Source organism: Pedobacter sp. 05L430 (assembly GCF_056397585.1).
This window is the reverse complement of the sequence record NZ_JBFTNT010000011.1, coordinates 26,152-47,089: the sequence shown is the minus strand read 5'-3', so window position 1 is coordinate 47,089 and position 20,938 is coordinate 26,152. Positions and strand designations below refer to the sequence as shown.

17 protein-coding genes are annotated in these 20,938 nt (G+C 41.1%); 8 read left to right on the top strand and 9 right to left on the bottom strand.

What is annotated here, in order from left to right:
* Positions 1-8: 8 nt before the first annotated feature.
* On the top strand, positions 9-1,577 hold the full coding sequence (locus AC1DG9_RS04855) for a RagB/SusD family nutrient uptake outer membrane protein (RefSeq protein WP_477611759.1): 1,569 nt from the start codon (positions 9-11) through the stop codon (positions 1,575-1,577).
* A 95-nt stretch (positions 1,578-1,672) separates the two neighbouring features.
* Here the strand turns inward: AC1DG9_RS04855 and AC1DG9_RS04850 are convergent, their stop codons facing one another.
* Positions 1,673-5,830, bottom strand: coding sequence for a hybrid sensor histidine kinase/response regulator (locus tag AC1DG9_RS04850; protein ID WP_477611758.1), 4,158 nt, complete (start codon positions 5,828-5,830; stop codon positions 1,673-1,675).
* Positions 5,831-6,168: 338 nt separating this feature from the next.
* Positions 6,169-6,414 carry a hypothetical protein gene (locus AC1DG9_RS04845; RefSeq protein WP_477611757.1) on the bottom strand — a complete coding sequence of 82 codons (246 nt, stop codon included), beginning with the start codon at positions 6,412-6,414 and terminating at the stop codon, positions 6,169-6,171.
* Positions 6,415-7,110: 696 nt separating this feature from the next.
* On the opposite strand from AC1DG9_RS04845, the gene AC1DG9_RS04840 reads away from it, so the two are divergent.
* Complete coding sequence (locus tag AC1DG9_RS04840) at positions 7,111-7,695, top strand: DUF4202 domain-containing protein (protein WP_477611756.1); 585 nt, start codon at positions 7,111-7,113, stop codon at positions 7,693-7,695.
* A 175-nt stretch (positions 7,696-7,870) separates the two neighbouring features.
* Here the strand turns inward: AC1DG9_RS04840 and AC1DG9_RS04835 are convergent, their stop codons facing one another.
* Positions 7,871-9,064 carry a hypothetical protein gene (locus tag AC1DG9_RS04835; RefSeq protein WP_477611755.1) on the bottom strand — a complete coding sequence of 398 codons (1,194 nt, stop codon included), beginning with the start codon at positions 9,062-9,064 and terminating at the stop codon, positions 7,871-7,873.
* Between the two features lie 1,061 nt (positions 9,065-10,125).
* On the opposite strand from AC1DG9_RS04835, the gene AC1DG9_RS04830 reads away from it, so the two are divergent.
* On the top strand, positions 10,126-10,731 hold the full coding sequence (locus AC1DG9_RS04830; protein WP_477634360.1) for a hypothetical protein: 606 nt from the start codon (positions 10,126-10,128) through the stop codon (positions 10,729-10,731).
* A 441-nt stretch (positions 10,732-11,172) separates the two neighbouring features.
* Positions 11,173-12,060 (top strand): RteC domain-containing protein, encoded by an 888-nt coding sequence (locus AC1DG9_RS04825; RefSeq protein WP_477611753.1) that lies wholly within the window; start codon positions 11,173-11,175, stop codon positions 12,058-12,060.
* A gap of 396 nt (positions 12,061-12,456) precedes the next feature.
* Here AC1DG9_RS04825 and AC1DG9_RS04820 read toward each other — a convergent pair whose 3' ends face one another.
* Positions 12,457-13,083 (bottom strand): hypothetical protein, encoded by a 627-nt coding sequence (locus AC1DG9_RS04820; RefSeq protein ID WP_477611752.1) that lies wholly within the window; start codon positions 13,081-13,083, stop codon positions 12,457-12,459.
* Positions 13,084-13,453: 370 nt separating this feature from the next.
* On the opposite strand from AC1DG9_RS04820, the gene AC1DG9_RS04815 reads away from it, so the two are divergent.
* Genes AC1DG9_RS04815 through mobC form a run of 3 tightly spaced genes read left to right on the top strand, consistent with a single transcriptional unit; the run spans position 13,454 to position 17,073 of the window.
* Entirely contained in the window at positions 13,454-13,846 is a 393-nt protein-coding gene (locus AC1DG9_RS04815) for a plasmid mobilization protein (RefSeq protein ID WP_477611751.1), read from the top strand.
* Positions 13,831-15,072, top strand: a complete 1,242-nt coding sequence (locus tag AC1DG9_RS04810) for a relaxase/mobilization nuclease domain-containing protein (RefSeq protein ID WP_477611750.1) — start codon at positions 13,831-13,833, stop codon at positions 15,070-15,072. Before AC1DG9_RS04815 ends, AC1DG9_RS04810 begins: the two co-directional genes overlap by 16 nt.
* A 15-nt stretch (positions 15,073-15,087) precedes the next feature.
* The gene (mobC, locus tag AC1DG9_RS04805; protein WP_477611799.1) at positions 15,088-17,073 is read left to right on the top strand and encodes a conjugal transfer protein MobC; all 1,986 of its coding nucleotides are present in this window, start codon (positions 15,088-15,090) and stop codon (positions 17,071-17,073) included.
* Between the two features lie 67 nt (positions 17,074-17,140).
* On the opposite strand, the gene AC1DG9_RS04800 is transcribed toward mobC, so the two are convergent.
* The 3 genes from AC1DG9_RS04800 to AC1DG9_RS04790 form a co-directional block, all read right to left on the bottom strand.
* A complete protein-coding gene (locus AC1DG9_RS04800; protein WP_337715778.1) occupies positions 17,141-17,617 on the bottom strand; it encodes a hypothetical protein in 477 nt (158 codons plus the stop codon).
* A 1-nt stretch (position 17,618) separates the two neighbouring features.
* Positions 17,619-18,038 (bottom strand): DUF4267 domain-containing protein, encoded by a 420-nt coding sequence (locus AC1DG9_RS04795; RefSeq protein WP_337715776.1) that lies wholly within the window; start codon positions 18,036-18,038, stop codon positions 17,619-17,621.
* Positions 18,039-18,109: 71 nt separating this feature from the next.
* Positions 18,110-18,679 (bottom strand): Crp/Fnr family transcriptional regulator, encoded by a 570-nt coding sequence (locus tag AC1DG9_RS04790; protein ID WP_337715774.1) that lies wholly within the window; start codon positions 18,677-18,679, stop codon positions 18,110-18,112.
* A gap of 465 nt (positions 18,680-19,144) precedes the next feature.
* Here AC1DG9_RS04790 and AC1DG9_RS04785 point away from each other — a divergent pair, with 465 nt between their 5' ends.
* Positions 19,145-19,486 (top strand): TfoX/Sxy family protein, encoded by a 342-nt coding sequence (locus AC1DG9_RS04785; protein WP_337715772.1) that lies wholly within the window; start codon positions 19,145-19,147, stop codon positions 19,484-19,486.
* Positions 19,487-19,584: 98 nt separating this feature from the next.
* On the opposite strand, the gene AC1DG9_RS04780 is transcribed toward AC1DG9_RS04785, so the two are convergent.
* Together AC1DG9_RS04780 and AC1DG9_RS04775 are read right to left on the bottom strand one after the other, a co-directional pair.
* Positions 19,585-19,764: a hypothetical protein gene (locus AC1DG9_RS04780; RefSeq protein WP_172660861.1), complete on the bottom strand. Its 180-nt coding sequence runs from the start codon at positions 19,762-19,764 to the stop codon at positions 19,585-19,587.
* A gap of 76 nt (positions 19,765-19,840) precedes the next feature.
* Positions 19,841-20,923, bottom strand: a complete 1,083-nt coding sequence (locus AC1DG9_RS04775; RefSeq protein WP_172660860.1) for a calcium:cation antiporter — start codon at positions 20,921-20,923, stop codon at positions 19,841-19,843.
* Between the last annotated feature and the right edge of the window lie 15 nt (positions 20,924-20,938).

Genomic DNA, 20,938 nt, shown 5'->3' with positions numbered 1-20,938 from the left:
TTAAGGTGATGAAAAAATATATGAAATATGTGCTGAGTGCGGGCTTATTACTAACCGCAGGCAGCTGTAAAAAAAATCTGGACGTACAAAATAAAAATGCCTATACCTATGATACTTATTTTGCCAGCGATAACGTATTGAACCAGGCAACCATAGCCACCTATGCAACCTTATTGCACAACGGGATGTGGGCCAGGGAATGGTATTTTATTTTTGATCTTTTAGGTTACGAAGCAAAAAATGATCAACCCCTGACCGGCGATTTGCTAAACCTGGCGCAATATAACTTTGGCAATAACCAGCCAACTTTAGATGCCATGTGGGCATCGCTATATCGCATGGTTTTTCGTGCCAATGTGTTGATTGACAGAGCTAGTGTGTGGAACCCTGTTACAGCTACAGAAATAGCTCACCAGAAACAGTACATTGCCGAAGCCAAATTTTTGCGGGCTTACGCCTATTTTAACCTGGTAAGTTTATACGGCAGGGTACCCTTGCGCGTAAGCTATGAACAGACCACCAATAATCTGGAGCAGCCAAGAGCCACTGTCGCCGAAATCTGGACCTTTGTTGAAAAGGATTTGCAGGAAGCTCAGGCCGATTTACCGGTAGCCTTTGCGAATGCCGATTTAGGGCGCGCTACCAAAGGTGCTGCCACAGCACTTTTAGGCAAGGCATACCTTTATCAGAAGAAATATGCTTTGGCCGTTTCCGAACTAATCAAACTGACACAGGCACCGTATACCTATACCTTATCAACGAATTACAATGATTTGTTTAATACCACCAATCAAAATAATAAGGAAAATATTTTCCAGATCATGAACCAGGTATGGACCGACTGGGGTATTGGTAGCCAGTATTATGTATTCGGCGGCCAGGAAATTAACGGCAAGGCAACCCACTCAGATCGGGCACAGGAATATGGTTTTAATGATTGGAGCAATGTGTTTATCACCACAACTGCTGTTAAGGCCTTTACCTATCCTAACCCGCAAACTGGTGTCTCCTACACCGATCCACGAGCGGCCTACACTTTTTATGGCGATGCGGCAAGTGGGGGGCAAACGCAATATTGCCAGCAATGTGTCGGTGGACCAGTTGCTTATCCGTTTGCGGCTAAAGGCTATCACTATTTAAAATACCAGTACTATAATTTGATAGCAGTTTATGGCGGTCCGCAAAGTGGTATAAACGGCCAGGTAATTCGTTATGCCGATGTGCTGCTATTATTGGCCGAAGCTTACATTCAGCAAGGGAATACCGGTACTGAACCACTTGACTTGATTAACCAGGTAAGGGCCAGGGTAAGCGCACCAGCGTACATAGCACTGGGCAATCAGACTAATGCGTTCAATATCCTCATGCGCGAAAGGCAACTGGAACTTACCGGCGAACAATCGCGCTATTTCGATTTGATCCGCTGGGGTATTGCCAAACAAACCATAAACGCCCAGCGACAGATTGAAGATGGTACGCAACCTTTTCAGGATAAAAATGTGCTGCTGCCCATCCCTATCTCGGAGAAAAATGCAAACCCAAATGTTGCAAAGGATATCAGCAACGACTGGAACTAAAAACACTACCTATGATTGAAGAAGACCGCCCCGATAACAGGAGCGGCCTTCTTTACGCTAAAGTGTGTTTTTGTTGGCCTGGAATTCAGACCATGTTACACGTTGGTAGGTTTTATTTTCTGGATGAACTGGGTGGGGGGAATGCCAAATTCTTTTTTAAAGGCTCTGGTGAAGTAGGACTGTGTTTGTATACCCACACGGTACATCACATCAGTAATAAAAATATCTTCATGAATCATGATTTCTTTAGCTTTTTGCAGTCGTATGGTGCGGATAAATTCACCAATAGATTGGCCGGTAATACTTTTAATTTTGTTGTACAACTTGGTTTTGCTCATGCACATCTCTGCAGAGAGGAAATCGGCATCGAGGTAGGTGTCAGTCATGTTTGCGTTAATGTAGGATAAGAGTTTGTCTATGAATTCTTTATCTCGGGTAGAATGTGCCAGTTCTCTGACCTCAATCTGGTGATCTTTAGCATAATGGTTTTTTAGCTTTTGCCGCTGCTCAAAAATATTTTTAATGGTTAAACCTAGCAGCTTAAAGTTAATGGGTTTGGAAAAGTAGTAATCGGCGCCCGATCCGATTCCTTCAATTTTCGATTCGATATTATCCTTAGCTGTCAGCAATAAAAAAGGAATATGGCTGGTTTCCAGGTCTTCCTTAGTCAGCCGGCAAAAATCAATACCATTCATCCTCGGCATCATAATGTCGCTAATGATGAGATCTGGATGTTCCTCCTTAGCTTTAATAATCCCGTCTGCACCATCTGTAGCTACCGAAATTTGGTAATAGCTGCCTAAGCTATCTTTGATCAACTCAATTATTTCGGGGTTGTCATCAACTATTAAAATGTGCTTTTTAATGGCCCCGGTATTAATCTCCTCCATTAAATCGTCAACGGCCGTGCTGCTTGCATCGGTTGTATATTGCAGGACGGGTATCACGCTTTCCAGCCGAACAGTGCTTTCATCCAGGGTTTCGTTCCAAATTTCGGAATCGTCGTAGTCATCCTTTAAACAAGGTATTTTAATAATTACTTCGGTGCCTTTTTCTTTTTCGCTGGATACGCAAATTTCACCTTTGTGCAGGGTAACCAGGCTTTTCACAAAGGCCAGGCCAATGCCCGATCCAAGATGCGATTCCGAAACCCTGTAATAACGCTCAAAAAGATGCTTTAACGAGTCCTTATCAATGCCGATCCCCGTATCGGTAACTTTAATGGCCATGCTTTTTTTCGATTGATAATCGCTTTTAATCAGCAACTCGTTTTTATAGCTGTTGATGATCATGTTTTCCGGCTCGGTTATATCCACCATTATTTTTCCTCCTGCCGGGGTGTACTTAATAGCATTGTGAATCAGGTTTAAAACTATTTTTTCCATTATTTGACGGTCAAACCATGTATCGGTTATGGTTAAGTTTTTCCTGAAAGAGAGGCTTAATTGTTTCTCGTGCGCAAGCTCGACAAACTCGTCCGTAATTTCATCAATAAACAGGTCGATGTTGCCTTTAGCTACCTTTAAGGATAAAGCCGCTGATTCCACCTTTCTGAAATCCATTAGCTCATTGATCAAATTCATCAGCCGGTTAGCATTTTTATACAGCGATGAAAAATGTCGGCCGGTTGCTATGCTCACTTCCTCTTTCATCAGTTTTTCCAATCGGCCCATGATCAGCGTAAGCGGGGTACGTAAATCATGCGATATGTTGGTGAAAAACTGAAGCTGAATTTGGTGTAACTCCTCTTTTTTCTGCTTTTCGAGTTTATCCAGCTCAAGCTGCCGTTTAAAGTTTAGGGCATAATAAATGCCTGTTATAAAAATAATGCCCATTAGAATGCGAAACCACAGGGTTTGCCAATAGGGGGGTGTAATAATAATAGTAAGGGTGGTAACTTGATTGTTCCAGATTCCATCGTTGTTTGATCCCTTAACTTTAAATACGTAAGTGCCGGGATCTATGTTGGTATAAAAGGCCTTTCGATCATGCCCAATGTAATTCCACTGTTTATCAAATCCTTCCAGTTTGTAGGCATACGAGTTATTGCTGCTGGCGGCATAATTAAGCGCTGCAAATGATAATGAAAAGGTGGACTGGTTGTGCTTTAAAACAATTTCCTTAGCAATGTTAATATCTGCTTTTAAGGGCGAGTTATATTCAAAGGGCGTAACTTTTTTATTGAAGATCTGAAACTCGGTTAAGTATACCGGTGGGATAAAGCTATTGGTAATAATGTTTTTAGGATAAAAGGAATTGAACCCGCTTATACCACCAAAAAATAGCTTGCCATCCCTGGCCCTCAAAAACGCATTAGCAGAAAACTCTTCGCCCTGCAGGCCGTCTGCCTTATTGTATTTTTTGTATGTGCCTTTATCGGGGTTAAATTTAATTAATCCGTTAATGGTTGAGATCCATAACAGGCCTTTTTCATCCTCCAGTATGCCCTTAATGAGCTCATTGGCCAGCACACCACTCTTGGTGTATAGATTAAATTGATCTTTGGTTTCATTGTATAAATAAAGGCCGGCTTGTCCTACCCAGACCCGGCCTTTGCTATCGGTATAAATTACTTCAATAATAGGGTTTTTCTCCTGCCCTAAAAAATAATGCCTGAAAGAATTTGTGGTTTCGTCAAGGCAGTTAAGTCCGGCATCGTCTGTGCCTATCCATATGTTGCCTTTTTTATCTTCATTTAATGATACAATATCGTAACCCAAAAAGCTGGTTCTGTTCTGCGGGTCCTTAGTTACCCGTGTGAACGTGTTATTGTCCGGATTATAACGGTTCAGGCCCCCGTTATAAGTACCTATCCAAATATTGCCCTTCCTATCCTTCAACAGTTTGTAAACATGGTTAGAACTAATGCTGAAATTATCCTTGGGATTGTTTAAAAGCCGTTTAAATGTTCCGGTTTTGGAGTTAAAAATATTGAGACCGCCGCCCCATGTAGCGACCAGCAAGTTGCCCTGGTTATCTTCTATAATATCAAGCACCGCATCAGAGCTAATAGAGCTGTTATCAAACGCATTATAGCGGTAATGTTTATAGGAGTTATCGGCGCGGTTGTATTTGTTAAGTCCTCCGCCATCGGTGCCAATCCAGATCGTGCCTTTACTGTCTTCATAAAACGCCTTAACATCATTATAGCTTAAGCTATTGTTATTTTCCTCGTGTTGAAAAAGTTCAAAGTTCTGTGATCTGGGCTCATATAATTTAATCCCTCCACGGTGTGTGCCGATCCACATGTTACCTTGATTGTCTTCAAAAAGTGCAGATATGGTTCGGTGCGGCAGCGTACCGGGGTTATTTAGATAGTATTCGGTATAATGATAAAAGGAACTGCTGCCGGGGGTAAGTAAATTTAAGCCACCGTTTACGCAACCGGCCCACAGATTTCCTTTTTTGTCAAAAATCAGATCAGTAACCGAGTTGCTGCCTATGCTTGATGCATCCGTTTCAATATGATAAAGATGCTTTATTTGTTTGGTTTTAGGGTTAACTACATAGATACCCGCATTTTCGGTGCCTATCCAAAAATCACCATTGGGCGCTTGCTGCATTACCCGTATCTTGGCTTTAAAATTAGGGCTCAGCAAATCTTCGTTAAAGGTATTGTTTCGGTAGTTAAATTTGTTTAAGCCCGATCCGGCCGCAATCCACAAATTATTTTCACGATCCTCAAAGATGTAATTAATGTAGTTTAATGATGCATTGGTTGCATTCTTTCTATAGCAGCTAAACTTTTTAGTTTGCCGGTTAAATAGATTCAGGCCGCCGTTATAAGTACTTATCCAAAGGTTGCCACGACGATCTTCATAAATACGGTTGATGCTGTTGTCAGATAACGATGCTGGATTATTTACCTGGTGCTTATAGGATGTAAAGGTGCCTTTCTCCCGGTCGAATAAATTTAATCCATTGGAGGTGCCAATCCACAGGTTTTTTTTCCTGTCCTCATAAATATGTCTGATGTAGTTGTCGCTGATACTGAGCTTATTATTTGCGTTATTTTTATACACTACCATTTGGTAGCCATCGTATTTATTCAACCCGTCTTTAGTGCCAAACCACATAAAGCCTTTGCTATCTTGCAATATACAATTAACGTTGCCGTTGGATAATCCGTTATCGCTGGATATATTGGTGAATTTTAAGGGGGGTACGGCACCAATACCTAAAAGCGGACACAAACATATTAAAAATAACATATGCCGTTTGGCAAAGATGCTTGCGGCTTTAAAAAGGCTCATAACAGGTTATTAATTGGTTAGTATAATGGCAGTGACAGCCATAATTCAGAGTCTAAAATACTTAAATCCTAAGAAATTACACAAATAAACGCGCTAATGATAAATAGGTCAAAAGAAATGATAAATACGACAAGTAAACGCTTCGATTTAACGATTATTTGTTTTGAGCAATAACCAAACTGCCACGGGATAGGCTCAGTGCTGGCGGTAAGGCACCGCATACAGTTCTTTACCTTTACGATCGCCTGGTCAAAAGAAACCTAAATAATTTTGGCCTCAAAGGATTAATAAATCATTTGATCAACAAGGGACGGGCGATACGGTCAATTTTGGGAGACTCAGGGAGGATTCATTTCATGTTGTGAGGTTAAATCAAAGTTAACTGCGAAATGCTTTGCTTTTTCCGTTAATCGGTCTGCAGGAATCTCCACCCAAATCCATTTCCTAACAAAAGTCAAGTGTACCCGGGAGTTTCTACAGGAACTTTGTGTATCGGGAGCAAACAGATATTTGGGGAATAACCTGGTAAGGTTTCTTATTTCCAGATGCAGTAGTTTATTGTTTCTATCTTCCGGGTTTACCATGATTATAAGTTTTAAATTCCTATTGATTACACTGCGTTTGATTTTTGGTTCATGAAATTTTAATGAGCGGTAGTCAGTCCGGCAAACTTCTTAAAGCGATCCAGTGCTGATCTGCAATTATTGATATCATGCGAGTGGAGGAACGGTTCAGGATTTGATTTCTAGTAGATCTGTGATCATTGGTTGATGCCGGTATTTGGGCTGAGAGTTAAAGAATGTCTACTTATGGTCCTTTCTGGGGATGCAATAACCTCGCGTGCAGATTTAGCGGCTTTTATGTTTACACACATAACAGATAGCAGAACATTTTACAGTACAATTGATGTCGCCTATTAAATGATCAGAAGAACCAGGTTCCGCGAAAGAAGTGGCCACATAGGTGTTAGCCCGAAGTCCGATCTAAACCTCCATCGAGCAAAGTTGAATTGGATTACGAGAGAAACCTGAACCACTATCGCCTAAATATATAAACAGGGTTAAATAATTCACTATTTTCTATTACAATTGATTTTTTCCACTAAATTAGACTCAGCTATGCTAGTTAAAACAAGCCTTACTGATACCTGCTGCTATAGTTAGTGTGATGTAGCAAACTTTTTATCCATCTGCCCGGGTTCTTGTTATTGTATTGCCCATAAAATAATCGCTGATCCCAAAACAAATGCCACTTGGCAAAAATTCTAATTAAAGTGAAACATGTCAAATATTCAACAGGCCTATACTCTTTTTGATCAATATAACCAGAGGTCTCCCGAAAGTATTACATACCAGGGCAAGACTTATCCAATTGAATATTTTTATGCATTAAAGCTTCACCAATGGGTACTAAAACTTGAACCAAATGCTAGTGAAGCCTTGCAGCTTGCCTCCAGATGTCAACATATTGGCCGTTGGGAAATCGCAAGAAAAACCTACCCCGAGGGCCGGATCGGCTATTTAAAATGGAGAAGTGATCTTTCAAAATTTCATTCAAAAAAGTGTGAAGAAATACTTCGTTCCATTGACTATAACGAAAGCATTATAAAGCGCGTCAAGGAAATCATATTGAAAAAAGGAATAAAAAATGACGCAGAGGTACAGATAATAGAAGATGCGTTGTGCCTTGTGTTTTTAGAATTCCAGTACGATGCACTCATTAAAACGCAACCGGAAGAAAAGATGATCAGCATCCTTCAGAAAACACTGGTTAAGATGAGCGACATTGGCAGACAAAACGCTCAGGGTATTAAGTTCAGTGAACTTGGGGAAATGCTCCTGCTTAAGGCTATGAATCCCAGTTAGTGCTAAACCACAGCTATGGTTATCAGTCTATTTCAAAGTTACGAGTGAGAAATATCCATTATCTCCGAAAGATATTACCTGTACCAACCTGGCCGGGAAATAGTTTGTTTGCTAGCACATCCGATAAGAAACAGTTAAACCCAAGCATGTTTGAGGTTTGGTAGCATCGAGCTTCTTAGCGTTTGATACCGTCAGTATGATCCAACCTGGCAATAATGCCCCAGCCATAGAAATAATTTGCTAGTGCTATCATTATCTCGTTTTTGCCTTTACGCAGAGGAAGTTTAATGTTGGCATTTTCTAAAGTGCATCTTCCCTCAGGACTTTTTTGCGCTGGCGTACCAAAGTAATTTTTATCAACGTATATAATTTCACCATTCAAGAAGAGCCATACCTCATCGTTAAAGCCAAAATTTAGCATTCTTTCCTGATCCTTGTCGGAATCGATTGTAGTTTTAAGCCAAGTAAGTCGTCTGACATCATTTTCTCTTAGTCCATATATTCTGGTAAGGTTAACAATTCCACGCGCTTCAGCTTTTATCGGTGACCATTTTGTATTACTATCTGGTAACTCCGAATTTGTTAGTTTTCCATACATACTTGGTAAAGAGAATTTTATTTCTTGTCCAAAAGGAAAATCTTTCGCAGGTGCTACCATCCAATCTCTTAGGTATCTTGTATCGCCAGTGGTTGCGATATAACCAGATTCGGGACTTAAGCCCTCTGTAGCATTTGGTTTTATTGTAAAATTGGCATATATAACATTTCCAGAAAGCGAAATGCCGCCAGAGTTACGTCCACCTTCCAATTCGGGAACAATGAGCGCAGGTTTGGTCATTTCATTTATATATACCCTCATCTGTTTGCCTGATATAACCAATTTTAAATGATTCCATTTATTCTGATATATAACGGCACCTGCCTGATACTCGTCGGTCAAGTCCCAGATGCTCATGCCGTCCATTAAGGCAGCATACTGCAATGTTGTTCTGGTTTCCGGTTTTACAGCACCAAAAGAACGGATATAAAAGTTCTCGCCATTTTTATGGTCTTCGGACATGCGGAAATTAATTCCCGGAAATCCGATGCCGCTAAGTTCTACATCAAATTCAATTGTACCATTGCTGAAATTGTGATTTTTTAAAAATACCTGAAATGCACTTCCATTTTTTCCTTTTATAACATTCGTATTTTTGTAGGTTGTAAATTCAGTTGTAGCGGCGTCACTTTTCCAATATTCAGCCTTCATTGGTATTTGAACTTCGCTACTTGAATCTGATTTGGTTGCTTTTATCGATTGGGCATTAATTTGGAATGAACACAAGATTCCGGATAGAAATAGAATTGATAATTTCATATTAGTCTTCATGATAAAAAGGTGGTGGTTAAAAACTAACCAATTCAATGCCAGTATTCAAATACTCGATTCTTAGAAATCAGTCCCCTTTTTAATGCTACAATGTGTTCATTTTCGAGCACTGATGTGCGGTTTCGTACGGGATTCATGCATTGGATGTGTATTTCAAGATATGAGTAAGGAATAGCTATAGAATGGTACAACCTATACCAATCTGGCAGGAAAATTTAATGAATTGTTCGTTATTATTTATAAAAAAGTACTAGGCTTGAATTGCCTGTTCTGGTTCCGTTTGATTTATTGTCCACCAAGTTAACATTGAATTTACGTGAAGTGCACTTGTCAGGATTCGAACAACCATAGGATCGAAGTTATCAAACGCCGACATTTGAATTAGTCAATAGTAAAGTAGTCGTCGGAGCCGAGCTATAGGAAGATAAAGTGATGCAATATGGGCTAAATTGTATCGCTTTTAAAATTTAACGCTCTCATCGCAATGGTAAATAAAATTAACTGAATTGCAAAATGCAACTAAAAGACTTAACTGCTAGGTGTATATTTCAAAGATATGAGTGGGGAAGAACAAGATAGTAGACACGTCATTTTGAGCCAAGCTGATACCCAATGCGGATTTGTTTGATTTTTATGGTGGGTGGCCTGTTGTACTTCCTTGTCTTTTTTCGGGCTATGATTACTTTAGTTTTCAGGACTTTGACTTTTTTTAAAGCGAAATTGCTTGTCATTTATTTTGCTATTTGACAAACTTTTGGGGAGTACCTAAAAACAAACTACTCAAGATGTTGGTGAACTGAACGCATATACCATGTGTAACAAATAAAAATAGAACTAAGTTCATTAAAAAAATCTTCGCGCTTACCTGTTTTCACAATGATTTAAGAATCTATATTTTCATTTTTGGTCTGTACTGTGATCCTTCATTGAGAATTACGAATCCAATAATATGCTTTCCACCACTCATCAATATAAATTGATGAATCTCTTCGAATAAAATATTGCCTATCTTTAAAAAAGTAACATGAAGCTTTATTTCAATCACTAAAAAACTGGTTTTTATGAAATTTTGGAATGTTTTTAGTCTATTTTGGATTATCTATTTGTTGTTTTTTGCAATCGGACTACCACTCATTCTCCATTACGCAGGAAATCATCATCTAAGCGATTATGAGATGATTCATACATCTGCCAGCGAAGCATTCGTTTTGCTTGGCCTGGGCACGGCACTTTGGTTCATCGTATTTATTTATTACATCAAGGAATTTTTGATTAATCTTCTTTTAAAAAAAAATGGTATTATTCGATTGTTGGAGCGTGGTGAAAAAAGAAAAGGGGCGGTTTCAGAAGAGTTTGAGTTTATGKACTCAAAACCGTATGAACGCCGTTTTGAAGTGGGCAATACCATTGGAATAGACGAGCAGGAGGTGAAATGGAATGCCAAAACCATAGTGCTTGCTGTGATTGGACTGCTACTATTGATTGCTTTGGCAGTAGGAATATTGGTTTATAGTTATATAAATGAAAGTCATGGCTATGGTTGGCGGTATCTGTATTTTTGGCATCCTTACATCATGATTCCCGGCTCTTTTATTTTTTATTTAAGTTTTTTATTTGGCGTTACCAATGGCCTTTTTTCAAAATTTTTGAGCAAATCCGAAAAGTAAGCGTTCGGCTGTCCGTTACAGCTCATCTCAAACTGGGGCAATGCATCAATAGGCCCAACAACCATTTTTTTGTCAAAGGCTGCTGTGATCTCGACCTCATTTAGATAATTGTCAATTACGTAATTTTCTTTTGTGACGACTTTACGGCCTTTTGATATTTCGTAGCACCTAGAAAAATCAAAAGGCCGTTCAGGGATCAGTAATTTGATTATCGCTAGCGGCTGAGAATACTAAGGCTGATATGCATTTTGGAGTAACTCACCGTTGGTGACTGGCATGTGGGTCCAGCTAAGGGTTTCTCCTTATTTTACAAAATAGGGGATTTCCCCTATTGATATTTTTGTCTTTAAAATCCACTTTCATGGCAGTATATCCCTGTCCTGAGGTCTACMCAACGGCGGGTGACTTTGTAGAACCTTTTGTTAAACTCATTCTCTCCCTATGATGAAAAAAGAAAACACAGACCTGACTTCTGTTTGGGTTTTATTTGAAAAGAATTCTGAATTAACTTACCTGGATCTCCAGCAGCGCTTGACGGACATTGAAGTCGGCACCCCACTTGAAATACTCAACGCCGCTTTGGCTTTGATTCAAGCAGATATTCAGACGATGGACAATTCATTTGCTGATGTGGTTGACCTATCCGATACTACCCGGATCGTATTTTTTAAGGAGATTCGCCCGAAATTTGTAGCACTTTGGCTGTTTTATCTGGAACGGTACCACCTGATTTTGAATAAGCCTCTTGGTGCAAAACAGGGAATAAAGTGTTTTTATGAGTCAGAATTGGAACAACTCGATTACTTTTTGAAGCGGTATGGATTTTATTACAGTTATTTTAGAAGCGGAATGAACCAAACAGACCACTTGTATTTCCTTCCGGATATAAAAATGCTTGTTACTGTCCCTGAATTACCCTTCTTGCCAGGAATGTCACGAACTTCCTGCGATTACCTTTTTGCCAGGTTCCTTGCTTGTGATTTGATAACCCAATACGTGTTGGCAAAGATCAATGATTTGGATAAACCCAATTTGGCCCCCTCTGAGGTGATAAATTTGACAAAGAAAAAAAAGGTACAAACTCAATTTGGTTTATCGGTAGATCAATTGGGGATGGCTGTCCGTGCGGCGCTGGATGCGTCAGTAATCAAGAGCAAATCCTTTCAATCTTTATGTGAGGAGCTGGCACCTCTGGTTGTGACGGCTTCAGGACAGAGCAATGTCTCTGCTGGAAGTCTGCGGAGCAATGCCTATACAGGGGAGGATGTAGATAAACATATAGTCATTCGTGCAATGGAAAAGATGATCCGTTTGATTAAGGAGTACTAGCTGATATTTCAGCCAGGGCAATTGGTCTCATCTAATTGTCTTGGCTTAATTCTCCAGATTAATTTATTCCCCCTTCGTACATTGAGATCTAAACATTATGTTTTTTTAATTTCCGGCTTGTTTGTGTCTCTTCAAATTTTTCCGTTCCTCCGGTTTTTACTGATAAAGAAAATGACCAGCAGCATCACCAGAACAATCACCAATCCTTCTACAAATGAATTTCTTTCCATGATCTGCGGTAATTGATTTATTGTTTTGCTAAAATGTCCTATTAGTAAAACAATCCAATAGCGGATAGGTTCAAGAAAMATTTCAATTGCTTACTACCTTAACTGAATTAGACAGAGTCCGGTTGTTTGCCATTTTTATACTCTTTTCCTGCCTCCTTAACTCTGGTCAGTTTAGCTTTTTTCTACCTGTAGAAATTCTTGGTTTCCGGACATCTTTTTGTGGATAGATGATCCTCAAGCTGTGCTTGTTAAGTTGATATCCATCTATGATCCTACGGGCGATCTGACGGTAAAACACTTTTTTTGGGGAATCCGTTTCCATAACAATGTTGTTTCTGATCAGTTGTTTGAGGAGTTGCTTTATAACCGCATCCTCTTCCACACGGAAAGAGCTGCCAAGGTAAGGATCCCGGTAAACCAGTACCAGGCAAAGCTGGCCATCTGAATACCGATGTACCAGCTTTTGCTGGGTAAGCTCAATTTCCCTGGGACAGGCTGGCTGGTTGCAAGAGAAAGAGTTTTCAAGTATGGTCGGATCTGTAATGGTTACGGGGATCCCGCGCCTGTAATCTTTTACTTCTCCCAGTTTCAAATGATCTTCATCTGGAAAAGGAAAGCGAAAAAGGAAACCCATGTCCGCCCCGGCGTATTTTTCAGGGGGAAGGTTTCCCGGCTCCTGTTTGAGCTGACCGGATTCCAGTGCCTGGACATATTTTGGATACGAGGCATAATAGAGACTTTCGCAGGTACCCAGTTTGATGACGCTGTTTTTGTATTTTATGTATTCTCCCATAGTTGAATTCTTCTTTTAGGTTCGCAGCAGCAAAGGTCATCTGTTGCCTGGAGAATAACCTATTTAGAATTCAAGAGGGATGAGCGACCATCTCCTGGCTATTTCCTCATTTCTCTTTTGGCCACGGTTGAATCTTAGCCTAAAGTCTCACTGACGTTGTTCTGGCCGTCAATGTTAATTTTTAATATGGGGTTAATCCTCTTTAGAATTTATGCTGGGTCGTTTTCTGGTATTTATCAACCTTACTTTTGTGTGATAAGCCAGCGTAAATGCTACGCAAAAGGGTTGGCTGATCTTCAGTTAGCGAAATCTTTAGGTTAGAGGCGCTAAACTCCATAATGGTTTTTTAATGTTGTTTAAGAATGTAGGAATGAGAAGCAAGAAAAATAATAGAAACAAACGCTGTGCGGTGCGGTTAACTGCAGGGGAACAAGACCTGCTGCAGAAAAATTTTGCGGGCACAACCCACAGGAATTTTAGTGAATATGCACGGGCAATTTTACTGGGGAAACCCATGATTGCAGCCGTAAGAAACCAGTCGCTGCAAGATATTTTTGTTGAACTGGTGGCTTTAAGGCAGGGCTTAAATGATGTGGCAATTCACTTCGATCAGGCGGTTCAAAAACTGCATACCATGGCCAGCATTCCGCAATTCCAAACTTGGCTTTTAAATTATGAAATGGATCGACGAAAATTGTTGAAAAACATTGAGGAAATAAATGTATTCATCAATTCAACTGCTGAGAAATGGTTGCATTCATAAATACGATTAAATCCTTAAGTGGAAGTTTCTACTACAACGAGCTTAAGCTGTGCTCGGGGGCTGCAACCTGCCTGATGGCCGAAAATTACCCGCGCAAACTTTCTGAATTGAATCAGTCTGACCGACTGGGAATGCTGGAAAAAATGGCTGCGTTAAACCCGCGCACTAAAATAAATGGCCTGCACATCTTTTTGAACTTTGATCCGGCAAACCAGCTTAGCCCGAGTCTTTTGCAGGAGATTGCAAAATTTTATATGCAGGAGATTGGTTTTGGGAACCAGCCCTATTTGGTATATGAACATCTGGACGCGGCACATCCACACCTGCATATTTTAACCACCAATATACAGGCTGATGGTAAGCGAATTAATCTATATACGAAAGCGCCCCATTTTCAGTCGCTGCTTAAACAGATCCGGACCCGTTTTGCGCTGACTACCAGCACAGCAGTAAAGGACTCGGGTGACGCTTTGTACCCCCAGCAGCTTTCAAAACTAACCTATGGCAAATCGCCAACGTTCGGTAGTATTGCCCGCGTGTTGGAAAGCGTGCTTAATGAATATCTTTTTACCTCATTTGCAGAGTTAAATACAGTCCTGGGCTTGTATAATGTTCGGGCGGAACAGGGTAAGGAAGGATCCAGGCTGTTTAAAAATAGGGGACTAATTTATCGTTTACTCGACGGGTCAGGTAATCGGATAGGCGTGCCGGTCAAAGCCAGTTCTTTACCATTCAATCCTGGATTAAATCGCCTTGAAGAAAGATTTAAAAAGAATGTGCCGCTTAAGTTGGGCCTGGAAGGAAGAATTCTCTATGAAATAGATCTTGTGCTAGACAATGTGAAAATTCGTGATACAGCAGCATTCTCGGCATCGCTGAAAACAAAGGCAATCGATGTGGTATTTAAAGGTGATCAGGATAAGAGATTGCAAGACGTGATTTATGTTGATCACCGGAATAAGTGTGTATTCAAAGGAGTAGACTTAGCTAGTGCCTATGGTGCTGAAGGGATATTGAGCAGGTTGGGCGATAATGTTCACCGTGCTGTGGAATTTGAGAAAGTTCAGGGCGTGCATGCTGGTGACTCGCAGTATGATTTGCCTGTGGATGGTTCATCGGCGCTGGTCGATCTATCGCAAATACAGCCCCAACAAGATCATCTTTCGGTTTCTGTTGTAAAAACGAAGCGGAAACAGCGGGGAAGAAAGCGAGCGGTTAAACATTAAAGAGGAATTATGGCAATGCAAACAGGAGAGAATGAGCAGGCAATGAGAAAGATCTTGGATATGACCAGATTCATTTCTATCAGTATCCTGCTTTTACACTTTTATTATTATGGCTACTTAGCTTTTGATTTTTGGGGCTTTGTCAGTGCTTTCACTGACCGGGTAATGGTCAATATCGCGCATTCTGGGTTGTTTGACGATTTCCATAGATCCAAGCTTGTTGCTTTGGGCTTTCTGTTCATTTCTTTACTGGGGGTAAGTGGCAGAAAGGATGAAAAATTAAGTCCCAAAACCGGCCTTGCCTATTTGTTCACCGGCCTGCTGCTGTATTTTCTCAGCGCCCTGGTTCTGGCGTGCGAGCTGAGTCTGCATTGGCGGGCTACGCTGTATATCGGGTTGACTTCCATAGGGTATTTACTGATCCTGACTGGTGCGACACTATTTTCCAGGGTGATCAAAGACAAACTAAGCGGAGATATTTTCAATAGCGATCAGGAGAGCTTTCCGCAGGAAGAGCGCCTTTTGGTGAATGAGTTTTCCATTAATTTGCCCACCAGATATAAGTTGAAAGGGAAGGAGCGAAAGGGCTATATCAATGTGATCTCCCCGGCAAGGGCGACCATTGTGCTGGGCAATCCTGGTTCAGGTAAGTCGGCTTTTTGTATCCGGGAATTCATCACTCAGGCATTGGCTAAAGCTTCACCTTATTCCATGCTGGTCTACGATTTCAAATTTCCAGATCTATCATTAATTGCCTACAACCATTGGTTGAAGCATAAGGACCGTTATCAGGGTAAACCCGAATGTATTTTTATCAATTTTGATGACTTGTCGCGATGTCATCGGGGAAACGTATTTGATCCGCTGGGAATGGTTGACATCACCGACGCCTCAGAATCTGCCCGTACCATTCTGTTGGGACTGAACCGGGAGTGGCAGAAAAAGCAAGGAGATTTTTTTGTGGAGTCCCCAATTAATTTTGTGACTGCAATCATTTGGTTTTTACGTAAATACCAAAACGGCGCCTATTGTACTTTGCCACATGCCATTGAATTGATTCAGCTGGATTATGACAGTTTGTTTACGGTAATGCGTCTGGAGAAGGAAATAGAAGTTTTGATTAACCCATTTGTAAATGCCTACCTGAATGATGTCATGGAGCAACTCGAAGGGCAGATTGCTTCGGCTAAGATTGCCCTGGCCAGGTTATCATCTCCTCAGCTTTACTATGTGCTGTCCGGAAATGATTTTAGCCTGGACATCAATAATCCCGAGCATCCGAAGGTCATTTGTATGGGAAACAATCCACAGAAGATCCAGACCTACGGGGCAGTGCTTTCCTTGTACGTTAACCGCTTGCTAAAAATCATCAATCAGAAGAATAAGCTAAAATCCATGCTGATCTTCGATGAGTTTCCAACGCTGACTACCGATATCATTCCTACCATTGCGACTGGCAGGAGTAATAAAATCGGGGTGTGTCTGGGCATTCAGGATGCCAGCCAGCTGCGTAAGGATTACGGCCGGGAACAGGCCGACGTGATCATGAGTACGGTGGGCAACATCATTGCCGGGCAGGTGACCGGGGATACCGCCAAGCAGCTGAGTGAACGCATTGGTAAGATCATGCAGGACCGCCAAAGCATGTCAATTAATAGTGGAGATACTTCCATCAGCAAAAGCAAGCAACTGGAATTTGCCGTTCCGGCCTCCAGAATTGCGTCCCTTTCCAGCGGGGAATTCGTAGGTATGGTTGCCGATATCCCGGATCAAAAAATTATTTTAAAGGCCTTTCATGGCAAGATACAGAATGATTTCGATGCCCTGAATAAGGAAGAGAAGGCTTATGTCCCTATCCCTGTGATCAGAACGGTCAATTCTAGTATGGTCCAAAAGAATTATCTGCAGATCAAACAGGAGGTGCAGGACATTGTCCGGTCCGAGGTACAGCGAATGATGGGTGATCCTGCACTTGCCCACTTGGTGATTCGCAAGAACTAGCCCGGCAAATCCGGACATCTGTATTTGTTTTAGCGCTATTCTCAAATACTCCCTGCAATCTGCAGTGTTAGTTAATCTTGAAAACGGCCAGGATAATGACAAACAGGAATATCGCCAGCTGCAGCAGATAGAAAATATTCAACCGAAATGAAGCGTCTTTCACCATTTGATCCGTAGGGGCGGTGCTTTGCTTTACACCCTTCTTTAACTTTTCGAGCTGCCTATTTCCAACCAGGAAGCCGTTGAGTACAAGTACCAGAATAAGAGCTAGTTTAATTTTGAACCACAATTGATGCATGAAAACACCATGGGTAACCGCCATCAGACCTACACCGGAAACCAGTAGTAAACTGCCGCCTATTGCTAAAACTATCGCAAGCCTCGACATCAGGTTTAGCAGGCTGTCGGAGGGTTTGCCCTGGGTTTTAAACTGGCTGGAAAAAGTACGGAAGGTAACATAATCCGCAACGGTGGTTCCTGCTAGCAGCGTGAGGCCGCTGAGATGCATGATGAGTAAGCCCTGCATTAAAATTAGTGTATTCATATCAGATTGTTGCTTTTTGTTTAGCACTGAACAGTAAAAAGCTGGTTAAGGCCATGTAGACTGCTGTTAAGCCATGGATTAGCATATGCGGAACATCCAGTCCATTGGTCAACAAGACCAGTAGGCAGTCTGTTGCAGGGATAATGATGGCGACAGTAAAAACATAAGCGGTTGCTACCCTCATGCGTAATAAAAGTAATGGCAGAAGTACTATCCCCGAAAAGATATCGCGGATTCCTTTTATTCTTCCAAAAACGAGGTCCTGAGTGTTGGAAAAAGGGATGCCAAATGCCTGTGCGGCGGTCTGGGGAATGGCAATAAACCGGATGCCTACAAAGATAATGCCCAGGGCAATCAGCATGGTCATCCAGTAGGATACTGAGCGGATACCCCAGCTGGTGATTTCATTTTTTGTTTTCATGTTATTTAGTATTTAATAACACAAAGTTCACCAATGAAATGGCTGGGTTCATTCACCCAGGTTAATTAATGCTACTCCACCATACGTTTTCGAATTCGGCTTAAAGACGGTGGTTTGATGCCTATATAGGAGGCAATATAATATTGCGGTATGCGCTGCCCGATATCCTGGAACCTGGAAAGAAACTGCTGATAGCGTAGCTCCGCAGGATCATTGTAGAGTGAGGTAATCTGGTTGATCACATTCACAAAAACATATTCAATGGCCAGTCTCCCAAATCGTTCGCCATGCTCTACTTGCTGATAAAACAACTGCATATTGGCATGGCTAATGGTATAAACAGTGGTTTCTTCCAATGCTTGTATGTTCGTTAATGATGGCTGCTGTGGTAAAAAGCTGGGGTAGTCACAAACAAATTCCCCCTCCTTGTTAAAATAACCGGTTTGCTCTTCCCCGTCCTTATTGTTGTAGTAACGCACCAGTCCCTTTTCAATGAAAATAATATTTCTGCAGACATTGCCGGCTTCCAGTAAATGTTCGCCTTTTTTCAGTTTTCGCTCGCGAAATAGTTTTCGTATAATTTCCTCATCGGTTGATGAAAGTGGAATATAATTTTGAATGGTTTTGATCAGTAAGTCCATAAACAAATATAACCAACTGAGGAATTTATTGTGTGATCAAAAGATAACCATTAATTCATTTGAAGGGGGATATACATTTGTCTCGCGTAAATATAAATGAGCGGCATTTCCAAACCATATCCATGATTTCTTTGTATATCTCATCAAACACTTTCCCTTTATGTTTTTACCATAGGGCTGAGAATTTTATTTCAACATTTTTTAACAATTGAATACATAAGTCTTTGTCATCTGCAGTGAACCCGTTCATGATCAGGATTGCATTTTTTTTAGTCCGGTAATATCATACTCGGATACGTGTTCTCCTTTAGCCGTGAGTTCAATTCTTTTGGAGTGCTTGTCTTCTTTATCTGCGTACTCTTTAATTCATCCTCGTTTATTCATTCGGTTTAACATGTCTGTGCACCGTTGTGATTTAGGTAAAGGAATGGTATTTTTACCATTGAGTTAAACGTAAAATAGTTTATGAGTTATAATGAACGATTAGCGAACCGTGTCCGCGAGTTACTTGAAGATCGGGATGACGTGACAGAAAAAGCAATGTTTAGCGGGATTTGCTTTATGGTTGATGAAAAGATGTGTATATGTGTAACCAGTTCAGGTTTATTATGCCGCATTGGAGCAAGCAAAGCAGAGGAAAAATTGGAAGATAGCAATTGCAGGCAGATGATCAACAATGGACGAACCATGAAAGACTTTGTGTATGTAGATGATACTGATGTAGAGAAGCAGCAGGAGCTGAGGCATTGGCTGAGTCTCTGCCTGGAGTTTAATCCGCTGGCCAAATCCTCCAAAAAGAAAAAATAGGTCCGGTATAAATTAGTTGAGTGGATATTTAAATTAAAGCAAAAGCGCCTGTTCAATTAATGAGCAGGCGCTTTTGCTTAGGTAGTGAACTTATTTTTTTATTGCGTCTTCACAGCGGTATCGATAGCAGCTGAATCAGTTACAGTAGTGTCCATTGTGGTCATAGAAGTATCAGTCATTGTAGAATCTGTAGCATCTGCTTTTTTTTCTGAAGTACAAGCGGCAACTGATAAAGATATTGCTAAAGCTAAAAAGCCAAATTTGAATAGGGTTTTCATAATAATTTTGTTTTAGATACAAGTTTTGTTCATTAATTAATACCCTTGCCCTAAAAAGGTAACCCATTTAAATAAATTATGGGGCTATTATCGTGAAAAGATAGACCGCAAATATGACCAGTAAAACCACTCCCTGTAAGATATTAGTTTTGCCCGTAGCCAGCGAAAGCATGATTGTAAACTGTGCCAGCAAGAGTAATACGGTAGCCTTCATGTCAATTCCTAAAGTAATGGTCATTCCTGTTACCATGGATACGATTGCCACAGCCGGAATGGTTAAACCGATACTGGCCAGTGCAGATCCTAACGCCAGGTTAAGACTTGTTTGTAAACGGTTCTTTCTGGCTGCGCGATAGGCTGCAAGCCCCTCTGGCAGTAACACTACTGCGGCAATGATGACCCCTACCAATGACTTTGGTGCTCCAAAGTTGATGACCGCATTTTCTATATCGGGTGCCAGAGCCTTTGCGAGCAATACTACAATACCCAGGCATAAAAGCAATAAGAAAGTACTTAAAAGAGCAACTTTATTGGTTGGCGGTTCAGCGTGCACCTCTTCGTCGCCATCTGCATCGGGAGGTAAAAAGAAATCGCGATGCCTGATGGTTTGAACCATTACAAAAGCACCATACAACACCAGACATACCACAGCTACAAAAATGAGTTGGATAGGGGTGTATTCAGGACCTGCCTTGCTTGTGGTATAATTTGGAAGAATCAGCGTGAGTACCAGTATTGCTGTAAGGGTAACCACAGCCGCACTTACCCCTGGTAAACTAAACACCTGTTCTTTAAACTTGGCTCCCCCTACAAGTAGGCACAGACCAATAATTCCAGTTAAAATAATCATTACAGCGGCCAGAACCGTATCGCGGGCAAGTGCCGCGGTATCGGGGCCACCTGTTAACATTAAAGAAACGATCAGCGCAACCTCGATAACGGTAATGGCCAGTGCAAGCAGCAAAGTGCCGAAGGGTTCACCAACCCGATGAGCAACAACCTCAGCATGATGGACTGCGGCAAGTACTGCGGCAATGAGTACGGCTGCAAGAAAGAATGTATAGAAAATCCCCAGATCCAATGAACTGCCAAAATAGGCTAGCCAGGCAACGATTGGAGATAAGATGGTCCATAAAGGTACTGGTAGTTTTTTGTGCATAAATTTCGGATTAAG

Coding starts and splice junctions, on each gene's coding strand:
- AC1DG9_RS04845 (WP_477611757.1), bottom strand. CDS start 6,414: ATGGTAAACCCGGAAGATAGAAACAATAAACTACTGCATCTGGAAATA.
- AC1DG9_RS04775 (WP_172660860.1), bottom strand. CDS start 20,923: ATGCACAAAAAACTACCAGTACCTTTATGGACCATCTTATCTCCAATC.
- AC1DG9_RS04840 (WP_477611756.1), top strand. CDS start 7,111: ATGTCAAATATTCAACAGGCCTATACTCTTTTTGATCAATATAACCAG.
- AC1DG9_RS04810 (WP_477611750.1), top strand. CDS start 13,831: ATGGTTGCATTCATAAATACGATTAAATCCTTAAGTGGAAGTTTCTAC.
- AC1DG9_RS04790 (WP_337715774.1), bottom strand. CDS start 18,679: ATGGACTTACTGATCAAAACCATTCAAAATTATATTCCACTTTCATCA.
- AC1DG9_RS04795 (WP_337715776.1), bottom strand. CDS start 18,038: ATGAAAACAAAAAATGAAATCACCAGCTGGGGTATCCGCTCAGTATCC.
- AC1DG9_RS04820 (WP_477611752.1), bottom strand. CDS start 13,083: ATGGGAGAATACATAAAATACAAAAACAGCGTCATCAAACTGGGTACC.
- AC1DG9_RS04780 (WP_172660861.1), bottom strand. CDS start 19,764: ATGAAAACCCTATTCAAATTTGGCTTTTTAGCTTTAGCAATATCTTTA.
- AC1DG9_RS04815 (WP_477611751.1), top strand. CDS start 13,454: ATGAGAAGCAAGAAAAATAATAGAAACAAACGCTGTGCGGTGCGGTTA.
- AC1DG9_RS04850 (WP_477611758.1), bottom strand. CDS start 5,830: ATGAGCCTTTTTAAAGCCGCAAGCATCTTTGCCAAACGGCATATGTTA.
- mobC (WP_477611799.1), top strand. CDS start 15,088: ATGCAAACAGGAGAGAATGAGCAGGCAATGAGAAAGATCTTGGATATG.
- AC1DG9_RS04855 (WP_477611759.1), top strand. CDS start 9: ATGAAAAAATATATGAAATATGTGCTGAGTGCGGGCTTATTACTAACC.
- AC1DG9_RS04835 (WP_477611755.1), bottom strand. CDS start 9,064: ATGAAGACTAATATGAAATTATCAATTCTATTTCTATCCGGAATCTTG.
- AC1DG9_RS04800 (WP_337715778.1), bottom strand. CDS start 17,617: ATGAATACACTAATTTTAATGCAGGGCTTACTCATCATGCATCTCAGC.
- AC1DG9_RS04825 (WP_477611753.1), top strand. CDS start 11,173: ATGATGAAAAAAGAAAACACAGACCTGACTTCTGTTTGGGTTTTATTT.
- AC1DG9_RS04785 (WP_337715772.1), top strand. CDS start 19,145: ATGAGTTATAATGAACGATTAGCGAACCGTGTCCGCGAGTTACTTGAA.